10 protein-coding genes are annotated in these 20,091 nt (G+C 65.2%); 2 read left to right on the top strand and 8 right to left on the bottom strand.

Annotation, left to right across the window (positions count from 1 at the left end; all coding sequences use genetic code 11):
* Positions 1-44 precede the first annotated feature (44 nt).
* From treY to ACO07I_RS26745, 7 genes are read right to left on the bottom strand one after another with little or no spacing between them, the layout of a single operon-like run.
* Positions 45-2,555: a malto-oligosyltrehalose synthase gene (treY, locus tag ACO07I_RS26775; RefSeq protein WP_422012883.1), complete on the bottom strand. Its 2,511-nt coding sequence runs from the start codon at positions 2,553-2,555 to the stop codon at positions 45-47.
* Complete coding sequence (malQ, locus tag ACO07I_RS26770) at positions 2,552-4,606, bottom strand: 4-alpha-glucanotransferase (protein WP_422012881.1); 2,055 nt, start codon at positions 4,604-4,606, stop codon at positions 2,552-2,554. Before malQ ends, treY begins: the two co-directional genes overlap by 4 nt.
* Positions 4,603-6,372, bottom strand: a complete 1,770-nt coding sequence (gene treZ, locus ACO07I_RS26765) for a malto-oligosyltrehalose trehalohydrolase (protein ID WP_422012879.1) — start codon at positions 6,370-6,372, stop codon at positions 4,603-4,605. Before treZ ends, malQ begins: the two co-directional genes overlap by 4 nt.
* A complete protein-coding gene (glgX, locus tag ACO07I_RS26760; protein WP_422012877.1) occupies positions 6,369-8,474 on the bottom strand; it encodes a glycogen debranching protein GlgX in 2,106 nt (701 codons plus the stop codon). Before glgX ends, treZ begins: the two co-directional genes overlap by 4 nt.
* Positions 8,475-10,682 (bottom strand): 1,4-alpha-glucan branching protein GlgB, encoded by a 2,208-nt coding sequence (glgB, locus tag ACO07I_RS26755; protein WP_422012875.1) that lies wholly within the window; start codon positions 10,680-10,682, stop codon positions 8,475-8,477.
* Complete coding sequence (treS, locus tag ACO07I_RS26750; RefSeq protein WP_422012873.1) at positions 10,679-13,981, bottom strand: maltose alpha-D-glucosyltransferase; 3,303 nt, start codon at positions 13,979-13,981, stop codon at positions 10,679-10,681. The genes glgB and treS overlap by 4 nt, the downstream gene beginning before the upstream one ends.
* A complete protein-coding gene (locus ACO07I_RS26745) occupies positions 13,978-17,121 on the bottom strand; it encodes an alpha-1,4-glucan--maltose-1-phosphate maltosyltransferase (protein WP_422012871.1) in 3,144 nt (1,047 codons plus the stop codon). Before ACO07I_RS26745 ends, treS begins: the two co-directional genes overlap by 4 nt.
* A gap of 137 nt (positions 17,122-17,258) precedes the next feature.
* Here ACO07I_RS26745 and ACO07I_RS26740 point away from each other — a divergent pair, with 137 nt between their 5' ends.
* Complete coding sequence (locus ACO07I_RS26740; RefSeq protein WP_422012869.1) at positions 17,259-18,539, top strand: hypothetical protein; 1,281 nt, start codon at positions 17,259-17,261, stop codon at positions 18,537-18,539.
* 14 nt (positions 18,540-18,553) lie between these two features.
* On the opposite strand, the gene ACO07I_RS26735 is transcribed toward ACO07I_RS26740, so the two are convergent.
* Positions 18,554-19,060: a gluconokinase gene (locus ACO07I_RS26735; RefSeq protein ID WP_422012867.1), complete on the bottom strand. Its 507-nt coding sequence runs from the start codon at positions 19,058-19,060 to the stop codon at positions 18,554-18,556.
* A gap of 52 nt (positions 19,061-19,112) precedes the next feature.
* Between ACO07I_RS26735 and gnd the strand changes: the two genes are divergently transcribed.
* Entirely contained in the window at positions 19,113-20,090 is a 978-nt protein-coding gene (gnd, locus tag ACO07I_RS26730) for a phosphogluconate dehydrogenase (NAD(+)-dependent, decarboxylating) (RefSeq protein WP_422012865.1), read from the top strand.
* The last annotated feature ends 1 nt before the right edge of the window (position 20,091 follow it).

The following is a 20,091-nucleotide window of genomic DNA, read 5'->3' as shown; positions in this document are numbered from 1 at the left end:
ACACGTCCCGCGGCGTCCTCACCAGACGCGTTATCAACAGAGGCTCATCCTGGCGAAATTGAAGACATCAACGCGATGGGAAACTCGTCCCAGAGCAGGTCGAGACTGGTCCGCGTAGTGAGTTCAATGCTGCGCCTGCGAAGGACATCATGCGCCTTCTTCTTAAGATTTCCATCGAGTCTCAGCGCGGTATCGGACCACGCACCTGCCCGAAAGCCCAGCTTCTCCTGTTCCGCCATCATCGGCGCCATGAGCCGGGGAACGGCGACGAGCATCCAGTCGTCGCCGGCCTCTCGGACAAACGCGACGACCGAGCCACGCAATGCCCCCTCGACCTCGACTGGTCGATAGGTCCCCTCCGCAAAAAGACGCGGAGCGCGCTTGCGGAGTGCCAGGGTGCGCTCGATCAAGGCCTGTTTGATGGCGCCATCGCGCCAATGCAGGGCCAGATCGGGCAATGACGCCCCCTCCATCTTCATCTTCGCGCGCGCAGCAAAATCGACCGGTCGGCGATTGTCGGGATCGACCAGGCTGAAGTCCCAGAGATCGGTGCCCTGATAAAAGTCCGGCACACCGGGTACGGTAAGCTTGAGGAGACACTGCGCGAGACCGTTCACCGCCCCAGCCGGCGCGATGCGGCGCCCGAAGGCGAGCAGATCGTCGAGAAAATCGGGCATGGCGTCATCGGCGACGAGGCGCATCGTGAAGGCGCGTGCGCCCTCTTCATACTCCTCGTTGGCCGCGGCCCAGTCGCTCTCGAGCTTGGCCTCGCGCAGGGCCTTCTCCTGCCAAGCGCAGAGACGTTCGGCAAACACGCGCCGGCCGGCAGCATCGTCCCGATCGAGATCGAGCGGCCAGGCGCCGACGATCATCTGCAACAGCATCGCCCGGTCGCCCGGCGTCGGCCGAGATGACGTCGGATCGATCCAGCGCGCGAGAAGTGCGGTCCAATCGGACGCGAACTCGCTCACCACCGCAAGGCGCGCCCGGAGATCCTCTCCACGCTTGTGATCGTGCGTGGCCGTCGCCAGCATCGTGTGCGGATAGTCCGCGCGCCGGCGCTGCATGCGCGCGTGGAAGGCATCGACGTCCAGCGAAAAGGTCTCGATGTCGAAACCGACATCGTTGCGCGACAGAAGCCGTCCGTAGCGATAGAAGCCGGTATCTTCGACCGACTTGGCGGCGACGGGAGCACTCAGCTGTTGGAGCCGGGCCATGGCACGTGGCCAGGCGGCCGGAGCCGATTTGGGATCGAGCATTGCCGCCAGCAGTGGTTCGATCGCCCAGCGATCGGTCGCGAGACAGCTCCGCGCGACCTTCCCGCCCACCTCGCGGAGGATCTCCGCGTCGCCGTCGGAGAGAACATCGTCGGCTCCGTACGTCCGATAGACGGGTATGTGGGCGAGGAATTCCGCCAGCAGCCGCCGCAGCGTCGGCCGCGGGATCAGCTCTCCCACGATGGCCTGCCAGGCTACGGCGCAGGCCTCGAGCTGCGCGGAGAAGCTGCGGGCCACGATCTCGCGCCGCGCCATCAGCTCCTCGTCCGCAAAGCTCTCCGGCCGGCCACTGAGGCCGGACCAGGCCTTCGCGAGGATGGCTTCGCCGGCCGGGTCGTGCTGGAGCGCACTCACCTCGTCCATGAAGTCGTAGCCCGTCGTGCCATCGCAGCCCCAGCCCTTGGGCAACGTCTCGCCCTTCAGCAGGATTTTCTCGACGACCAGCCAGGCGCGCGGCCGTCCATGCTGCTTCGCCAACCCGTCGAGTCGCTCGCGCAACTGCCGGCAATAGCCCGCCGGATCGGTAAGCCCGTCCACATGATCGATCCGGAGCCCGTCGATCACGCCCTCGGCGTAAAGACGAAGTGGCAGCGCATGGACGGCCTCGAAGGCCTCCGGCCGTTCCATACGCAGGCAGACGAGTTCGTTGATATCGAAGAAGCGGCGCCAGTTGATCCGGTCGCCGGCCACGCGCCAGGACTCCAGACGGTAGTGTTGCCGGGCCAGAAGGTTGGCCAGGCTGCCGCGACCCTCGGCGCTGCCGTCGGACAGCGGGAACGCGTTATCGAAGTAGCGGAGTTCGGCGCGGCCTTCGCTGTCGGGTGCGACAGAGAGCTCGCCGGCCTCGATCGCTTCGGCGAGAGGGCGCCCCAGGACGGGCAGCAGGATCTTCGCCGCGCCAGCCTCCGTCGGCTCCCAGTCGATGTCGAACCAGGCGGCATGAGGGCTTGCCCGGCCCTGACGCAGCACGTCGCACCACCATCCGTTGCGGGTATCGGCCGCCATGTGGTTCGGCACGATGTCGAGGATCAGACCGACGTCGACGGACCGCAGCGCCTTGGCAAGCGCAAGCAGCCCCTCCTCCCCGCCAAGCTCCGGATTGACCAAGGTCGGGTCGACGACGTCGTAGCCGTGCATGGAGCCCGGCCGCGCAACAGCGATCGGCGAGGCATAGACATGGCTGACGCCCAGCCGGGCAAACCATTCGGCGTGGGCGGCGGCATCCGCGAAGGTGAAGCCGCGGTGGAACTGCAGCCGCAGGGTGGCACGCGGGATCATGGCCGCCGGGCCACGATGGCGGCGGCGCGCCGGGCAACCACCGGATCATCAAACAGCTCCGCGGCCCGAGGTACCAGGCGGCGGCGCCAGTTGGGATGCTCATCGATTGTGCCCGGCAGATTGGGCTGTTCGCTCAAACCGAGAAGATCCTCCATCGGCGCCAACATGAGCGGCGCCGGCGAACTGGCGACGAAGCCCAGTGCCGCGTCGACGACCGGCCCCGGATCTTCCGGCTCAGGCGCCGGCCCTTCCGCCACTCCCGTCGCGGCGAACGCCCGCCACAGGCGCCGGCGGTCGATCTGCCGCGCGTCGGCCTCGCCCTCGGCCGACAGGCCGAGTGCGCCTCTGACTTCGATATCGTTTCCGCGCCACCAGCCGGCGACAGTAGGAAGGTCGTGGGTCGTCGTCATCGACACGGCGTCCCGTCGCCAGCGTGAGGGGGTTCGGAAACTGCCGCGATTACGCTCGAACCACATTACGTCCATACCCGCGATCCCGACCTCGGTGAGACGGCGGCGAAAGCCGCGCGGCACGGTGCCGAGATCCTCGCCGATAACCACGGCACCGTGCCGGTGTGATTCGAGGGCGAGCAGACGCAGGAAATCGTCGAGCGGATACTCGAGATAGGCGCCCTCGGCGGGCGATGCGCCTTCCGGCACCAGCCAGAGACGCTGCAGACCCATGATGTGATCGATGCGGACGCCGCCCGCGTATCTCATGGCTGCGCGCACCGTAGCGAGAAAAGGCTCGAAGCCCGTCGCGACCAACGCCTGCGGAGAGAAACCCGACAGGCCCCAGTCCTGTCCGGCGCGATTGAACTCGTCCGGCGGGGCCCCGATGTTCAATCCCAGGAGCAGGTCGCTCTGGCGGGCCCAAGCATGGCTGCCGGCGCGGTCCATGCCGATCGCAAGATCGCTGATCAGGCCGATCTTCATCCCGGCCGCGACGGCCGACCGCTGGGCCTCTTCGAACGATCGGGCCGCCAGCCATTGCAGGAACTGGTGGAAACGAACCGTGGGTTCCGCAGCCGAAAGAAACTCGGCCATGTCAGGATCGCCAGGCTGCGTCAGGCCCTGTCGAAAAGCCGGTGGCCAGTCACGCCAGAAACCGAGCGGAGGCTGGCTGCCCAGCCACTTGCCATGCAACGCTTCGAACAGTGCATGTCCTCGCAGCAGCTCTCCGCCCTCTCGTACGAACGCCTCGAAATCCCGCGCGACTGTCGTCTCGGTCGGCAGGTCTCGGGCCTCGAAGTCGGCGAACAGGCGCCGCAGCAGGGCAAGTTTTGCCTCCGCCGCCGGTTGCCAGTCGACCAGCGCCGCCTGCTCGAAGGCCGCCCCATCGAGGCGATGCTGGGCCACCCGCTCCGGTCCGAAGACGATTTCGGGATCGGCGAACAGCGGGTTGAAGAAGAGCCGGCTCGATGGCGAATACGGACCATACCGACCAGAATCGGCGGTGAAGAGGCTGTGCACGGGGCTGAGCGCGATGGCATCGGCGCCATGGCGAGCCGCTCCCGCCGCAAGCTGGCGCACCGCCGTGGCGTCGCCGATGCCGCCATCTCCCGGGCGGCGCAGACTGTAGATCTGCGCTGCAACGCCCCACAGATGTTTCCCCTCGGCACGATCCTCGATGGTCACGCACCGCGCCGGCGCGACCGCGACCGTGATCCGGCGATCACCGAACTCCAACTGGTGATAGCCGACGCGATCCAGAGTCGGGCCGACCAGCTTGTCCCCTCGCGTCGAGAACCTCAGAGCCGCGAGGGTGCCGTCTTCGTAGGTGAGCTGGCCGCGAGCGGCACCGCCGGCGCGCGCGGGGAGTACGAGACGACTGCCCGCCCTTAGCGTCACAAGGGACGGCAAGGTACTGGGAGGCCCCAGGCGCCGTTGACTCTCTTCGAGTTCCGCAGACGATGCCGTGCTGAAGCCCAGGGCGTCGAGAATTCGACGAAGGGACTCAGTCGAAACCTGTTGGGGGATGCCAAGCGCATCCGTCCACGTTTCGGCGAGGCCGGCCGCGCGGGCGAGCGCGCGAATGTCGTCATCGCTCACGATGCGGCCCCCAGGAGTGCCACCGTGGTGGCACCAGCGATCCGACCGCTGCGCGCCGCGGCCCCGGCTCCGGCACGCGATTCGTAGAGGAGATCGCCCTCGACGCTCTCGATGATGGCGGGGTCGCTGCCGAGATTGCAGACGAGTGTAAACGTCCCGCCATCGCCCAGCTGCCATCTGGCAACCACTGTCGCCGGTTCGACGGCGGATGCACCCAGCGATCTTGCGCCCTGAAGCCTCCCGGTCAGCGATTCACGACGAATCCCGAGTAGCCTGCGATACAGGTGCCGCCGCGCCGTGCCCTGTTCGGCGTCCGCCACGAGACGACTGCGTTCGAAAGTCGAGGGTTCGTTGGGATCGGGAATGCTCGACGTACCCTCTCCCGGCGCGAAGGCCTTGAAGCCGGCGAACTCCCGCCGGCGTCCTTCCCGGACGGCATCCGCGAGATCGCCCTTATGGTCCGTAAAGTAAAGGAAGGGCGATCTCGAGGCCTCCTCTTCCCCCATGAAAATCATCGGCACATGCGGGGCGAGCAGCTGCACGGCGATCGCGGCTTCGAGGCGTTCGGGGTCGACGTGGCTCGTCAACCGGTCGCCGAAGGGACGGTTGCCGATCTGGTCGTGATTCTGAAGGAACAGCACGAACGACGTCGGCGGCAGGTCGTTGCTCGGTGTTCCGCGCCCCTCCCCGTTCCGATAGGCCGAGGGATCCCCCTGATAGATGAAGCCCTCCGAGAGCGCCCGCGCCAGGCGCCGCGCCGGCGCGTCGGCATAGTCCGCGTAGTACCCGTCACGCTCGCCTGTCAGCATCGTGTGCAGGACATGGTGCGCATCGTCGTTCCATTGCGCATCGAAGTCCCGGCGCAGATGATCGGCCACGTTGCCGTCATGCTCGAGGACGAGATGAACGTGCCGCCCAGGCTCCACCGAGCGGCGAACCTCGGCTGCCATCTCGTCCAGCCAGTCCGCCTCGGAGATCGCATGCACCGCATCGAAGCGCAGGCCGTCGAACCTGTATTCGTTCACCCAGTACACGGCGTTCTCGGTGAAATAGCGGCGAACTTCGGGACGCCGAAAATCGATCGCCGCCCCCCAAGGAGTCGCGATGTCCTCCCGGAAGAATGCCGGGGCATAGGCAGAGAGATAATTCCCGTCCGGGCCGAAGTGATTGTAGACGACGTCCAGGAACATCATCAGTCCCAGACCGTGCGCCGCATCGACCAGCGCCTTCAGTTCATCCGGTGTGCCATAGCTGCGATCGGGCGCGAAGGGCAGTACGCCGTCATAGCCCCAGTTACGCCGCCCCGGGAAATCGTTGATCGGCATCAGCTCGACGGCCGTGACGCCGAGATCGGCCAGCACCGGCAGTGCGGCCTGAACGCCCGCGAAGCCCCCGAATGCGCCGACATGCAGTTCGTAAAGGACCGTCTCGTGCCAGGGGCGCCCGCGCCACTCCGTATGCCGCCAGTCATGGCGGCGAGGGTCGACGACCAGACTGGGTCCATGCACATCGTCCGCCTGGGCGCGCGAAGCCGGGTCCGGCACGGAGACACCGCTGTCGAGTCGGTACCGATAGGACGTGCCCGCGCTGCACGCGACCTCCCTCTCGAACCATCCGTCGTCGGTCGCCTTCATTGGCATCGGCGCTGCCCCGTCGATCTCCAGGCTCACCTGCTTCTGCGCGGGCGCCCAGAATCGGAAGCGCGTCGCGCCCGAGGGGAGCAACGACGCGCCAAAGGGCAGATCGTGTGCGAATTTCGTCTTCATCCTTGTGCCTTGGTGGCCAGCGCAAGCACCACACTGCGAGGTCCGACCATCAGCTCATCCTCCTGCAAATCGTGCTCCGGGGCTTCGGGCACAGCGCTGTCGAGCACAATGCGCGTGGGCCAGCGCGGTTGCGGCAGAACGAACTTGTGTTCCGTAGAGCCGGCATTGAAGAACGCCGTCAGCACCGTGACCGAGCCATCCTCAAAACTCGCGCGTCTCAGCACGAGGCAGCGGTCCTCCGCATTGTTCCAGGAGTCCGTCGACACGACCTCACCGGAAGCATCGAACCAGGCGATATCGGCGACACCTTCCGCCGGATGTTCGAGCCCGTGCAGGAAGCGGGGTGCACGCAGGACCGCATGCCTGCGTCGGAGCGCCACGATGCGGGAGACGAACGCCGCCTGCCTCCGGCCATCGGGCTTTTCGAGTAGCGACCAGTCGAACCACGACGTTTCGTTATCCTGGCAATAGGCATTGTTGTTGCCATCCTGGGTTCGGCCGAATTCATCGCCGCCCAGCAGCATCGGCGTCCCCTGTGCTAGGAAGAGAGTGGCGAGCATGGCACGCTGCAGCCTGTGCCGCGTGTCGAGTATGGCGGGATCGTCGCTCGGTCCCTCCACGCCCCAGTTCGAGGTGCAATTCTCGCCGTGGCCGTCCTTGTTGTCCTCGCCGTTGGCCTCGTTGTGGCGTTCCTCGTAGCTCACCGCGTCGAGGAGTGTGAAGCCATCGTGGGAGGCCACATAGTTGATCGAGGCCCAGGGACGGCGATGGCGACGGTCGAACAGGTCGCTCGAGCCCGCGAGCCGGGCCGCGAAATCGGCTCGCTGGCCCGGATCGCCGCGCCAGTATCGTCTGACACCATCGCGGAACCGATCGTTCCACTCGGCAAATCCCGGTGGATGGTTGCCCAGCTGATATCCTCCCGGACCGATGTCCCAGGGTTCGGAGATCAGCTTCACCTTCTGCAACACGGGATCCTGACGGATCGCATCGAAGAAGCCCGAACAGGGATCGAAGCCGTGCGCCTCCCGCCCCAGCGTCACCCCGAGATCGAAGCGGAAGCCGTCGACGTGAAAGGCCGTCACCCAGTAACGCAGCGAGTCCATGACCATCTGGAGCACGCGGGGCGTCGACAGGTTGAGCGTGTTGCCCGTGCCGGTGTCGTTTATGCAGTGGCGCGGATTGTCGGCAAGCAGCCGGTAGTAGCTGGCATTGTCGAGGCCGCGAAACGACAGGGTCGGCCCCAGCTCACTGCCCTCTGCCGTGTGATTGTAGACCACATCGAGGATGAGCTCGAGGCCGGCCGCGTGCAGCCGCCGCACGGCGATGCGAAGTTCGTCGAGCGTGCCGTCGGAGAGATAGCGCGGCTCGGGCGCAAAGAAGCCGAGGCTGTTGTAGCCCCAGTAGTTGCGCAATCCCCTCTCCAGTAGCGATCGGTCCTGCACAAAAGCGTGGACCGGCAGCAACTCCACCGTGGTCACGCCGAGACGCCGCAGATGATCGATGAACACAGGGTCGCCCAGGGCTGCGAAGGTGCCCCGCTCATGTGGCCGCAGGTCGTGCCGCATCAGGCTGACGCCCCGCACATGGGTCTCGTAGATCACCGTGTCCGACCAGGGAATCGCCGGCGGCCTGTCGTCGGCCCAGTTGAAGCTTTCATCGGCCACGACGGCTTTCATCACGCCCGGCGCACTGTCGCGCCGATCGAAGGACAGGTCGGCGCGCGGCGAGTTTACCCGGTAGCCGTACAGGGCATCGGCATTGCGCATTTCGCCCGTCAGCCGACGCGCATAGGGGTCGAGCAGCAGCTTGTGCGGATTGAAGCGGTGCCCGGCTTGCGGTTCGTAGGGTCCGTGCGCGCGATAGCCATAGGCAAGGCCCGCCCGGGCGTTTGGGAGATAGCCGTGCCAGACTTCGTCAGTGCACTCGGGCATGTCGAAGCGCGCGATCTCCCGGCGACCCGAGGGATCGAACACGCACAGTTCGATACGGGTCGCATGCGCCGAGAAAACGGCAAAGTTGGTACCGAGTCCGTCCCAGGTGGCGCCGAGTGGATAGGGTGAACCCGGCAGGAGCCTGTCGGGCCAGGACGAGGGCGGCACTTAATCCTCGCTGCGCAGGATCACGGTCGAGAGCGGTGGCAGGGTGAGTTGGACGGACTGGAAATGCCCGTGCGACGGCAGGTCGACCGCCAACACGCCACCGTCGTTGCCGACGTCGCCACCGCCGTAGAACCGGGAGTCCGTATTGGCGACTTCGCGCCAGCGCCCCGGTTTGGGCACGCCGATGCGATAGCCGTGCCGAGGTACCGGCGTCATGTTGCACACGACAAGAAGCGGCGCCGCGGAAGACGAGGTTCGGAAAAAGGCATAGACCGAGTTGGCCCGGTCGTCGCCCACGATCCACGAAAAGCCTGAGGGATCGGCATCGGATTCGTGCAGCGACGCCTCCGCCATATAGAGATGATTGAGATCCCGAACGAGGCGCTGGATACCGGCATGCGCGCCATCATCGAGCAGATGCCAATCGATCTCGCCGTCATGGTTCCATTCGCGCTCCTGCGCGATCTCGCAGCCCATGAACAAGAGCTTCTTGCCCGGATGAGCCCACATGAAGCCGAAGTAGGCGCGCAGGTTCGCGAAACGCTGCCAGCGGTCACCGGGCATCTTGCCCAGCAAAGATCCCTTCCCGTGTACGACCTCATCGTGGGAAATCGGCAACACGAAACGTTCGGAGAAGGCGTAAACGAGCCCGAACGTCATCTGGTCGTGATGATAGGCACGATAGACGGGCTCGTGCTCGACATACTGCAGGGTGTCGTGCATCCACCCCATGTTCCATTTGAAGGAGAAGCCGAGACCCTCGGGAAGCGGGGCCGTCACGCCGGGCCAGGCCGTCGATTCCTCCGCGATCACGATTGCGCCGGGCGCCCTTTCGGCGACGACCGCATTGAGATGACGCAGGAAGCCGATCGCCTCCAGGTTCTCGCGTCCGCCGTAGACATTGGGAATCCAGGCGTCAGCCGGGCGGCTGTAGTCGCGATAGAGCATGGACGCCACGGCGTCGACGCGCAGCCCGTCGACGTGGAAGCGCTCCAGCCAATGCAAGGCGCTGGCAATCAGGAAGCCCTGAACCTCCCGACGCCCGAAGTTGTAAATGTAGGTGTTCCAGTCGTGATGATAGCCCTCGCGCGGATCGAGATGCTCGTATAGGGCCGTGCCATCGAAACGCGCCAACCCATGCGGATCGGTCGGGAAATGTGCCGGCACCCAATCGAGCAGGACGCCGATGCCGGCGCGATGCGCGGCATCGACGAAGCGTGCAAACGACTCCGGCGGACCGTAGATCGCGGCGGGCGCGAACAGGCCCAGCGGTTGGTAGCCCCACGACCCGCCGAACGGATGCTCTGTCACGGGGAGCATCTCCAGATGGGTGAAACCCATCTCCTTGGCATAGGGAATCAGCCGCTCCGCCAGGAAGTCCCAGAGCGGGCGCTCCGGCGCTTCCGCACCGGCCTTCTGGCGCATCCAGGATCCGGCATGGACCTCATAGATGGAAATCGGAGACTCAGCCGATTGCCGCTTCGCTCGACCTGCCATCCATTCCTGATCGGTCCAACGAAGCCCATTGGCCGGGGCGGCCACGATGGACGCTGTGCCCGGCGCCAGCTCTGCCTGTTGAGCCACCGGATCCGCTTTATCGGGCACGCGTTGGCCGTGCGGGCCAACGATGTCGAATTTATAGCGCGTACCGGCACCCAGTCGCGGAATGAAGATCTCCCACACTCCGGCAGAAGCGCGTACCCGCATCGGATGGCGGCGCCGGTCCCATGAATTGAAGTCGCCGATCAAGGCGACGCGCTCGGCGTTGGGAGCCCAGACCGCAAAACGCACCCCTTCTACGCCCTCGAGTTCGACAACGTTGGCGCCGAGCGCCTCGGCGAGCTCGAAATGCCTGCCCTCGTTGAAGAGGTGAAGGTCGAGGTCGCCCAGGGCCGGCCCGAATGCGTAGGGATCTTCCGTTTCCTGAGGGGCGTCGGGCCAGCGGATACGAAGCAGGTAAGCGCCGTCGTGCGCGACCACTCCCTCGAAAAGGCCGGCCACGACGCCCGGCTTCAACTCGCCCCAGGATCGCTTGTCGCCACGCCCGATCACTTCCACGCCGAGTGCGCCGGGCAGAAGCGCCCTGATCACGCGCCCATGCCGGGACGGGTGAGGCCCCAGGACTGCAAACGCGTCCACAGGACGGCAGTCGATCAACGCCTCCGCCGAGGCTCGATCGAGCCACCCGGCCTGCATATCGTCGTTCATGCATTCTCCTGTGGTGGCGTTTCCCTCAGGAGACGGGCAGCCAGTCGGGACAGGCCGGACAGAGGAATTGGGAGCCAGGCTGGGCGGTTCGCCGCCTCATAGCAGACCTCGTAGGCGGCCTTCTCGGCGAGGAAGAAGTCGAGCAGTTCGCTGCGGTCCATGCCCGGCAGCCCCGCGGCTGCCTCCCGGTAGGCGGTGAGGAAGGCACGCTGGGCCCCTCGTCTCAGTCGCGTGACAAGCGTGAGACGACGCGCCGGCGGAATGCGGTTTGCCACCACGTTTTTTGCATCGAGCGTAGCCGCAGCCGCATAGTCGAATGAGCGCATCAGCCCCGCCACATCCCGCATCGGGCTCGCCTTGCGGCGACGTTCCTCCAGCGGTCTGGCAGGCTCTCCCTCGAAATCGATGATGTAGGCATCGCCGCTGGCGATCAGCACCTGGCCCAGATGGAAGTCGCCATGGATGCGCGAGACGCTCGAACCCAAACCATTCTGCACGAGTTGCTGCAGGAGTGACATGAGTGCGTCGCGTCGGTCGAGAAGGCGCCGTGCGTCGGCTGCGGCAGCCTCGGTCTCCCAGTTTTCAATGCCGGCGATTGCGTCGAGCGCTCGCCCGAACAAGCCGAGTCCGCGCTCCGCCCACTCCTCGACGTCTGCGGGGCCCGCCATGCGTGGCGAGAAGGCTTGGTTATCCGTAGGCCGCGCGAGAATCTGGTGCATGGCGCCCAGCTGCCGACCGATCGTACCCGCGAAGGCGTGGTAGTCCTCGATATCGTCGTCGCGCGACTCCGCCGTCGCCTCGCGGCTGGCCAGATTGTCGAGCGCCCGATTGAACTGGCTGAGCGTCCAGGTCCAGGCATCACCCTGGTTCCGCACGAAGGCCTGCGCGATCCCGAGCGCATACCGCTGGCCGTCTGGCGCTATGCGCGCCACCTCGCCCAGAAGTGCTGGAGAATTGGTGAAGCCATGGTTGGTGAGGTAGCGGCTCATCTCCGCTTCCGGATGCTCGCCCGCCTGGATACGGCGGAAGATCTTGAATATCACCGCATCGTCGACGACCAGGGAGCTGTTGGACTGTTCGGCGGTCAGCCACATCACCTGAGCGTCGGCCGGCCGCCGAAGCACGTCGACTCCGTCTGGCATCGGCTCGAATACGATCTGGCCTTCGGGCCCGTCGATCCTCGCGCCCGATGCCAGCGCGGCCAGCATCTCGCGCGCAAACTCCGGCAGGGCGAAGGCATCGGTAAGAAGCCCAATACGGCGTCCCCGCCGCACCCGAGCCAGCGCGAGTTGCGATGGAAGCGCCGCCGCCTGCTCGTCCTCCCAACTCATCGACAGGGGCAAAAGCCACCGGCTCTTCTCCCCACCAGCCTCGACCTCGACTTCGCTGAGAAGCAGCTCCCGGCCCGAACCGGCGACGCGAGCCAGGTAGGCGAAGCGCGACGATTGGAGCGCCTTGTCCTTCGCCCCGAACCAGCGACGCTTGGCCAGATAAGGCGGCAGCGCCTCGCGCTCGAGGAGTGCAGCCGACTCTTTCACCCCATCGCCGAGCGGCCCCCGAAGGACCACGGTCACGTAATCAGGCAACGGTTCGGGCGCAGGCGTATGCCATGAGGGTGCCTCCGTCTCGCTGGCCAGGATGAACCAATAGAAGCCGTAGGGCGGCAGGGTCAGCAAATAGGTGAGCTGCCCAACCGGCGGGAACAGAGAGCCGCCGTTGAGCTCGACCGGCACCCTGCCGGCGAACTCGGAGAGATCCAGTTCCACGGCTTGCGGTGTGCGCGACACGTTGGCGACACAGAGGATCACCTCGCCGTCGAGCTCGCGCAGATAAGCCAGTACCTTCCGGTTTTTTGGATAGAGAAATCGCAGTGTCCCGCGTCCAAAGGCGGCATGCGTGCGCCGCACCGCGATCATCTTGCGGGTCCAGTGAAGCAGCGAATGAACGTCGCGCGTCTGCGCCTCGACGTTCACGGTCTCGTAGCCGTAGAGCGCGTCCATGATGGTCGGAAGCGCCAGCGCCGCCGGATCTGCCCGCGAAAATCCACCATTGCGATCCGGCGACCATTGCATCGGCGTGCGCACGCCGTCCCGATCGCCGAGCCGGATGTTGTCACCCATGCCGATCTCGTCGCCGTAGTAGATCACGGGCGCGCCGGGCATCGACAGGAGCAGGCAGTTCATCAGCTCGATGCGCCGACGGTCACGCTCCAACAGCGGCGCAAGGCGGCGGCGAATGCCCAGATTGAGACGCGCCCGCCGGTCGGTCGCATAGGTCTCCCAGAGATAATCTCGCTCCGAATCCGTCACCATCTCGAGCGTCAGCTCGTCGTGATTGCGCAGGAAGATCGCCCACTGGCAGTTGTCCGGGATCTGCGGCGTCTGCCGCATGATGTCGGTGATGGGGAAGCGGTCCTCGCGGGCCAGCGCCATGTACATGCGGGGCATCAGAGGGAAGTGGAATGCCATGTGGCATTCGTCGCCCTGGCCGAAATATTCCTTCGTGTCCTCAGGCCACTGATTGGCCTCGGCCAGCAGCATCCGGCCGGGATAGGCCCTGTCGATCTCGGCGCGGATACGCTTCAGCACCTCGTGGGTCTCGGGCAGGTTCTCGTTGTTGGTTCCCTCACGCTCCACGAGATAGGGCACGGCATCGAGGCGGAGCCCGTCGATACCCATGTCGAGCCAGAAGTGCATCACGCCGAGCACGGCTTCGAGAACGGCGGGATTGTCGAAGTTCAGGTCGGGCTGATGCGAATAGAAACGATGCCAGAAATAGGCCTTCGCCTCGGGGTCCCACGTCCAGTTGGACCGCAGGGAATCGATGAAGATGACGCGCGTGCCTTCGTACTTCTGGTCGCTATCCGACCACACGTAGAAGTCCCGCTCGGGAGAGCCGGGCGGCGCCAAGCGAGCCTTCTGGAACCAGGCATGCTGATCGGACGTGTGATTGATCACGAGTTCGGTGATGACCCGCATGCCGAGCTTGTGCGCTTCCTCGATCAGACGCTTGACGTCGTCGAGCGTCCCGTATTCGGGATGCACCGCCGTGTACTCGGCGATGTCGTACCCGTCGTCGCGCCGCGGCGATGGATAGAACGGCAGGAGCCAGATCGTGTTGATCCCCAGCTCCGCAATGTACGAAAGACGCGAGATCAGCCCGGGAAAGTCTCCGATGCCGTCGTTGTTCGAATCGAAGAACGACTTGACGTGAAGCTGATAGATGATCGCGTCCTTGTACCATTGCGGATCGGTTGCGACCGGAAGCGTGGCGGGCGTATCGGCGACGGGGGCATTCATGGGGCGCTCCGGGGCGACAAGCGCCAGATGGCAAAGGGGAGATTGGTTGGATCGAGGCGCAGGTACTGGTTCTTGCCGTGCCAGGAGAACTTCTCCCCGCGCACCAGATCCTCGACATCGAGGGCACCATCGTCAGCTAGCTTCCACTCCCACAGGGGTATCTCGAAGCCGGTCTCCTGCGGGTGATGCGGATCGAGGCTGACGGCGACCAGAACCATGTCTGCCGCGCCCGGCAAGCGCTTGCCGTACACGAGGATCTGATCGTTGCCGGCATTGTAGAACGTCACGCCGAGGTGGCTTTGCAGAGCCGGGTGGGACCGGCGCAAGCGGTTCAGCATCGTGATCTCGGCGACGATGTTGCCCGGTGCCGAGAAGTCGCGCGGTCGGATCTCGTACTTTTCCGAATCGAGATATTCCTCTCGGCCCGGGAGCGCCGCGGCCTCGCAAAGCTCGAAGCCGGAGTAGACTCCCCACAGTCCCGACAGAGTGGCGGCGAGCGCCGCACGGATGAGAAATCCGGCGCGTCCTGCGCTCTGGAGGAAGTACGGATTGATGTCCGGCGTGTTGACGAAGAAGTTCGGCCGGAAATAGTTCGCCACTTCGGTTGTCGACAGCTCAAGGAGATAGTCGGTGATCTCCTGCTTGCCGTTGCGCCAGGTGAAGTACGTGTAGGACTGCGAGAAGCCCACCTTGGCCAGCCGGTACATCATCTTCGGTCGCGTGAAGGCCTCGGAGAGGAACATCACATCGGGATGACGGCCGCGAATGTCGCCGATCATCCAATGCCAGAATGGCAGGGGTTTGGTGTGCGGATTGTCGACGCGGAAGATGCGGACACCCTCCTCCACCCAATGCAGGACCACGTCGCGCAGGGCCAGCCAGAGCGAGGGAATGGCGCCCTTCGCGTAGAAGTCGACATTGACGATGTCTTCGTATTTCTTCGGTGGATTCTCGGCGTGCTTGATGGTCCCGTCCGGCCGGCGCTTGAACCATTCGGGATGCTCGCGCAGCCACGGATGATCGGGCGAGCACTGGATCGCGAAGTCGAGGGCGATTTCGAGCCCGTGCTCGCGCGCGGCACCAACCAACCGGCGAAAATCCTCGGGCGTGCCCAGTTGCCGATGGATCGCGTCGTGACCTCCGTCCTGTGCGCCGATCGCATAGGGGCTGCCGACATCGTCCGGACCGGGCGTGAGTGTGTTGTTGGGCCCCTTGCGATTTGCCTGACCGATCGGATGGATGGGCGGGAAATAGAGAACGTCGAAACCCATCGCACGGACACGGGGCAAGGCGGCGATCACATCATCGAACGTTCCGTGCCGGCGAGGGTCATCGGTGATCGAGCGTGGAAACAGTTCGTACCAAGAGGCGTATTCGGCCTGAGGTCGCTCGATTTCCATGGGAAACGGGCCTTGGTCGGTCCGCAAGACACGGTCCGCCACCCTGGACACGGTCGCTCGCGCCTCCGCCGACGTCAGCAACGCGACGGACTCCTGCTCCGCCACGGACTTCGTGCGTGCAAGCAGCGCGCTAACCGCCTCGTCGCGGTCCAGCTCCTCGAGGAAAAGCGATGCTTCCTTCAGTTCGACCGATACGTCGACGCCGGCTCGATGCTTGACCTCGAGTCCGTGCGCCAGGCTGCCATACTCGTCGCGCCAGGCTTCCACGGAAAAATAGTGCCGGCCGACGCGGTCGGGAGTGAGGGTCGTGCGCCAGCGATCGTTGGCGACGTGAGTGAGTTTGGCAGTCCTACGCTCGTCTTCGTCGGCGGACCACCAGATCACCTCGGCGGCCAGCAGGTCGTGACCATCGGCGAAAATGTCGGCCTCGATCACGACCGGTCTTCCGACCACGCTTTTCGCGGCAAACTCCCCGCCGTTCACGGAAGGGGTTACCTGGTCGATGACGATGGGGGACTTTGCGGCCGCGGCGCTCGTCTCTCGCTTCCCGGACTTCTTTCCGTTGCGAACGGGCTTGCTCGCCGTCACCTCAAACACGCGCACTTCTCCAGGTTCGAGTCGGCCAGTTGCTATCTCTTCCCTCACGCCTAAACCGGCACCGGCTGAAGGCGGCAGGATCGCCAGATCCACAGGTAGGGCGTGGGCGTTCGACAGGTCAGCATTCAACGCGACAAGCGTGCAGCGGCCCGGCTCCCCCGCATCCGAAGCATCGCCCCGCAACAGGATCGTGACGGGGCCCGCCGGACTTGTGATCGGCCGCAGGGTAGCAACGCGCCCCCTGCCACTCAGAGAGTCAGAAAGGGCGACGGCACGACCCACGACGTCTTCACTGGCGCCCATGCCATGGGGCATGAAGAACCCGTCCGACGTCGCCACGGCCGCCATCAGGGCGCGGGCTGCCAGTTCTGGCGAGTTCGAAGGGACACCGTACGGATCGCCCGCCACGCCGAGGACGGGCGCAACCCGTCGCAGCAATTCGGTTTCCTCGACATACCAGGACGCACGTCCGTCCCACCACGAGGTGGATGCGAAGACAGCCGTGAGGCCCGCACTCGCGAGTTCCAGATGACGGGACCAGGGAAAGCCCGGAGTCCACCCCCAGAATTCGCAGGCCGTTCGGCCTCGCACACGCTCCAGTATTCGCCTCAAGCCCAGCGCGGGAAGATCGGCCAGGCCGATGAGCCTGAAGCCCTGCGCGCCTGCCGTCACCAGCTCCGCTATCTGTCCGGACCACCAGTCGGCCGCGGGGTCTGCCGCATCGCTGCGCAGGAAAACCGACCTTGCCACCCGGCGGTCGACTCTGGGATCGAGGGGATTTGCGCCCGGCCGACTGTCGTAAGTGCCGCGCAAGGCATGCGCCGACTCTCCACCCGAGGCCACGCGGTCGAGCACGATATCGACGAAAAGCGCGAGCCCATGGTTCTCACAGGCCTGGCGCAACGATCTGATCAGTTGGGAGGGGGTCCCCACGTCCGCAAGCGAAGCGATCGGGCGCGAATGGTCCGCAATCAGCAACGGGTCGCCCCCTTCCCCGAGGTCGAAAATAGGCCCGGCACAAAGGTGATTGAAGCCCTGTCGGGAAGCTGCTTCCGCAACCCGTTCGAAACATGCGACGGATTCGATCGCGCGCAAATCTAGATGGTACGCCTTCACGGCCCGCCCTTTTACGGTGGCAGGCACGACAGAGGCCCCCGGAGTCGTTCTCTCCCTCATGGTAGGTTAAACCCCGCACCTCACAAGAGGTTGCGCTGCAACAACGCGCAAGGGCGGAGCGAACTCACGGCAACCCGACGCCGGGGTAGGCGTTCACTCGCCGCATGCCCCGCCCCCCTTCCGAGATCCAGAGTGATCGTGACGACCTGGCCACGCTCGCTCGACGCAGCGGGCTCGCATCGTCGTCGCCGTCTTTCCGGGGTGCAGACCTCGACGAAGCCTTACTGACTCTACGGAGGGGCTGGCTGGCGAAGGCCCATCGGCCCGGCGACGCGACGCTGAAGAGCCCTTGCGAAGGTGACGTGGCTCACCTCCCTGATGGTGCGACGGTCCCGTTCGGCTACGAACGTGAACTCGGGATGGACCTCCTAGAGAAGCGCATGCCGCTGTGCTACCCGGTTCCCCACGGCTGGCAGTCGGTGCGCGTACTCTGCCGCAGTGGTCAGGCGGCTCTATCCTGTCTCTTGCACCTCGTTGCTCGTCCAGAACTGCAGGCTGAGCGCTTCTCCATGAAGCCTCTCAAGGTTCTGCACGCGGGCCGCTACTTCGAAACCGATTCGTTGCTCAACCTGTGGCCCCGCCAGGTTTTCGAGTTCACCGATCCCAAAGAATCCCAGGTCGACGTACTCGTCGGCGAACCCGTTCATTGCGACGGGCAATTCGACTTGTCCGCCCCCTCCTCCCTGCCAAACGTCAAACACGCCTTGCTGCTGGACACCACGCTCACGGGCCCCGTCGTCGATGTCGCTGGCTGGCTCGCCAAGGTGGAAGGATCGTTTGCCGCCATCTTCCGGTCCGGTCTGAAGCTCGACCAAGCCGGGCTGGAGTTGGCCAATGTGGGGATCGTCCAGCTCTTCGTCCGTCAGGGATCAGACTCTAGCGCCGCAGCCGAGGGCGAGAAACTCAAGGAGATCCGAGCACTTACAGGCAGCGGCCTCACCCTGGACGAAATGGCTGCTCTTTCGGCGCCCTGGTTTCTCGATCCCGCTTATTTCAGTCAGTACACGAAACGAGTCTTCGCCAACAACGCCGCGCTCGCCCACGCGATCGGCCCGGACTCCGCGCTGTTCGATAGTCGATGCCATCCCTCGCTGATCTCTCCGGAGGCGGTTGCTCCGTTCTGCGCCATCCGGCTGCGACGCGGCGATGCCTCGGACCATGCGCGCTTGCTTCGCCGCGTGGAGGTCGAAATCGACCGTCGCAGACTGAAGCTCGACAAAGGCGGATCCTTCGGATTTCGTGGCGATCGCTGTGAGCTGATCGAGCCCGATCCCAAGGCTGGCCGGCCATTCCTGCGTGTGGCTCTGGGCTATCGCGGTGGTCCCAATCGCGACGGTATCATTGATCTCTTTCACGAATTGTCCGCGCTGCAGTCCCTCGCGTGACCGGCAAGCCCGGGTCAGCGCGATAGCGCCAGCCTCCGCACGATCTCATCCACGATCAGCGATGGGGAGGCTTCGATATCGACCAGGATCGCTCGTTCGTCCTCTGCCGGCTCCTCCAGCGTCGCGAACTGGCTGTCCAGCAGGCCGGCCGGCATGAAATGCGCCGTGCGCGCCATCAACCGCCTGTGGATCAGCTCCCGCAGGCCCCTGAGATAAACCAGGTTCGTGTCAGGCCGCTGCCCGACGATGATGCCCCGATAGACCCGCTTCAACGCCGAACAGGTGATGACGCCGCATTCGCCCCTCTCCCGCCAGTCGTCGATGCGACGGGCAATGGCTTCCAGCCAGGGCAGGCGGTCGCCGTCGTTCAACGGCAGCCCGCTCCTCATCTTCTCGACGTTCTCGCGCGGATGAAGATCGTCTCCATCCACGAATGCGCATCCGAGCCGTTCCGCCAGAAGGCTGGCGACGGTGGTCTTGCCCGATCCCGAGACACCCATCACGACGACGATGGTCTTCATTCTCGGCCAGCTTATCATATGGGCCGGACTTGGAAATGAACGGGAGAGAAGAATGCAGCTCGGCATGATCGGCCTGGGACGCATGGGCGCCAACCTCGTGCGCCGCCTGGTGCGGCACGGACACGAGTGCGTGGTGTTCGACCAGAACCCGCAGACGGTCGCGGGCCTGGTCGGACAGAACATCACCGGCGCCGGCGACCTGGCAGACCTGGTCGCCAAGCTGACCAGGCCCCGCAATGTCTGGGTCATGCTGCCGGCTGGCGAGATCACCGAGCAGACCGTGGCCGAACTCGGGCGGCTGCTGGAAGCCGGCGACACGATCATCGATGGCGGCAACGCCTTCTTCCAGGACGACGTCCGACGCGCGCGAGAGATGAAGCACAAAGGCATCCATTATCTCGACTGCGGCACCAGCGGCGGCGTCTGGGGCCTGGAGCGCGGCTACTGCCTCATGATCGGCGGCGACCAAGAGGCTGTGGAGCGGCTCGACCCGATCTTCGCCGCGCTCAGTCCGGGCGAAGGCACCATTGCGAAGACGCCACGCCGCGAGGCACGCGATCCAAGGGTCGAGCGCGGCTATCTCCATTGCGGCCCGAGCGGCGCCGGCCACTTCGTGAAGATGGTGCACAACGGCATCGAGTACGGGCTGATGCAGGCCTATGCCGAGGGCTTCGAGATCCTGCGCAAGGTCTCCTCTGAGGCGATACCGGTGGAGCGGCGCTACGACCTCGACCTCGCCGACATCGCCGAGGTGTGGCGGCGCGGCAGCGTGGTGAGCTCCTGGCTGCTCGACCTCACCTCGTCGGCCCTGGCAGAGGACCCCGCCCTCTCGAAGTATTCAGGCTTCGTCGAGGATTCGGGCGAGGGCCGTTGGACCATCAATGCCGCCATCGAGCAGGCCGTCCCTGCCGACGTCCTGTCCGCGGCACTCTATGCCCGCTTCCGCTCCCGCGACCGCGAGGGGACGGCCAACAAGCTCCTGTCGGCGATGCGCCACGCCTTCGGCGGCCATGTCGAGCCCAAGAAGTAGA

It is taken from the genome of Reyranella sp., from assembly GCF_965227665.1.
Taxonomy (GTDB): Bacteria; Pseudomonadota; Alphaproteobacteria; order Reyranellales; family Reyranellaceae; genus Reyranella.
The sequence above is the reverse complement of the archived record's forward strand: the minus strand, read 5'-3'. Positions and strand labels throughout refer to the sequence as shown.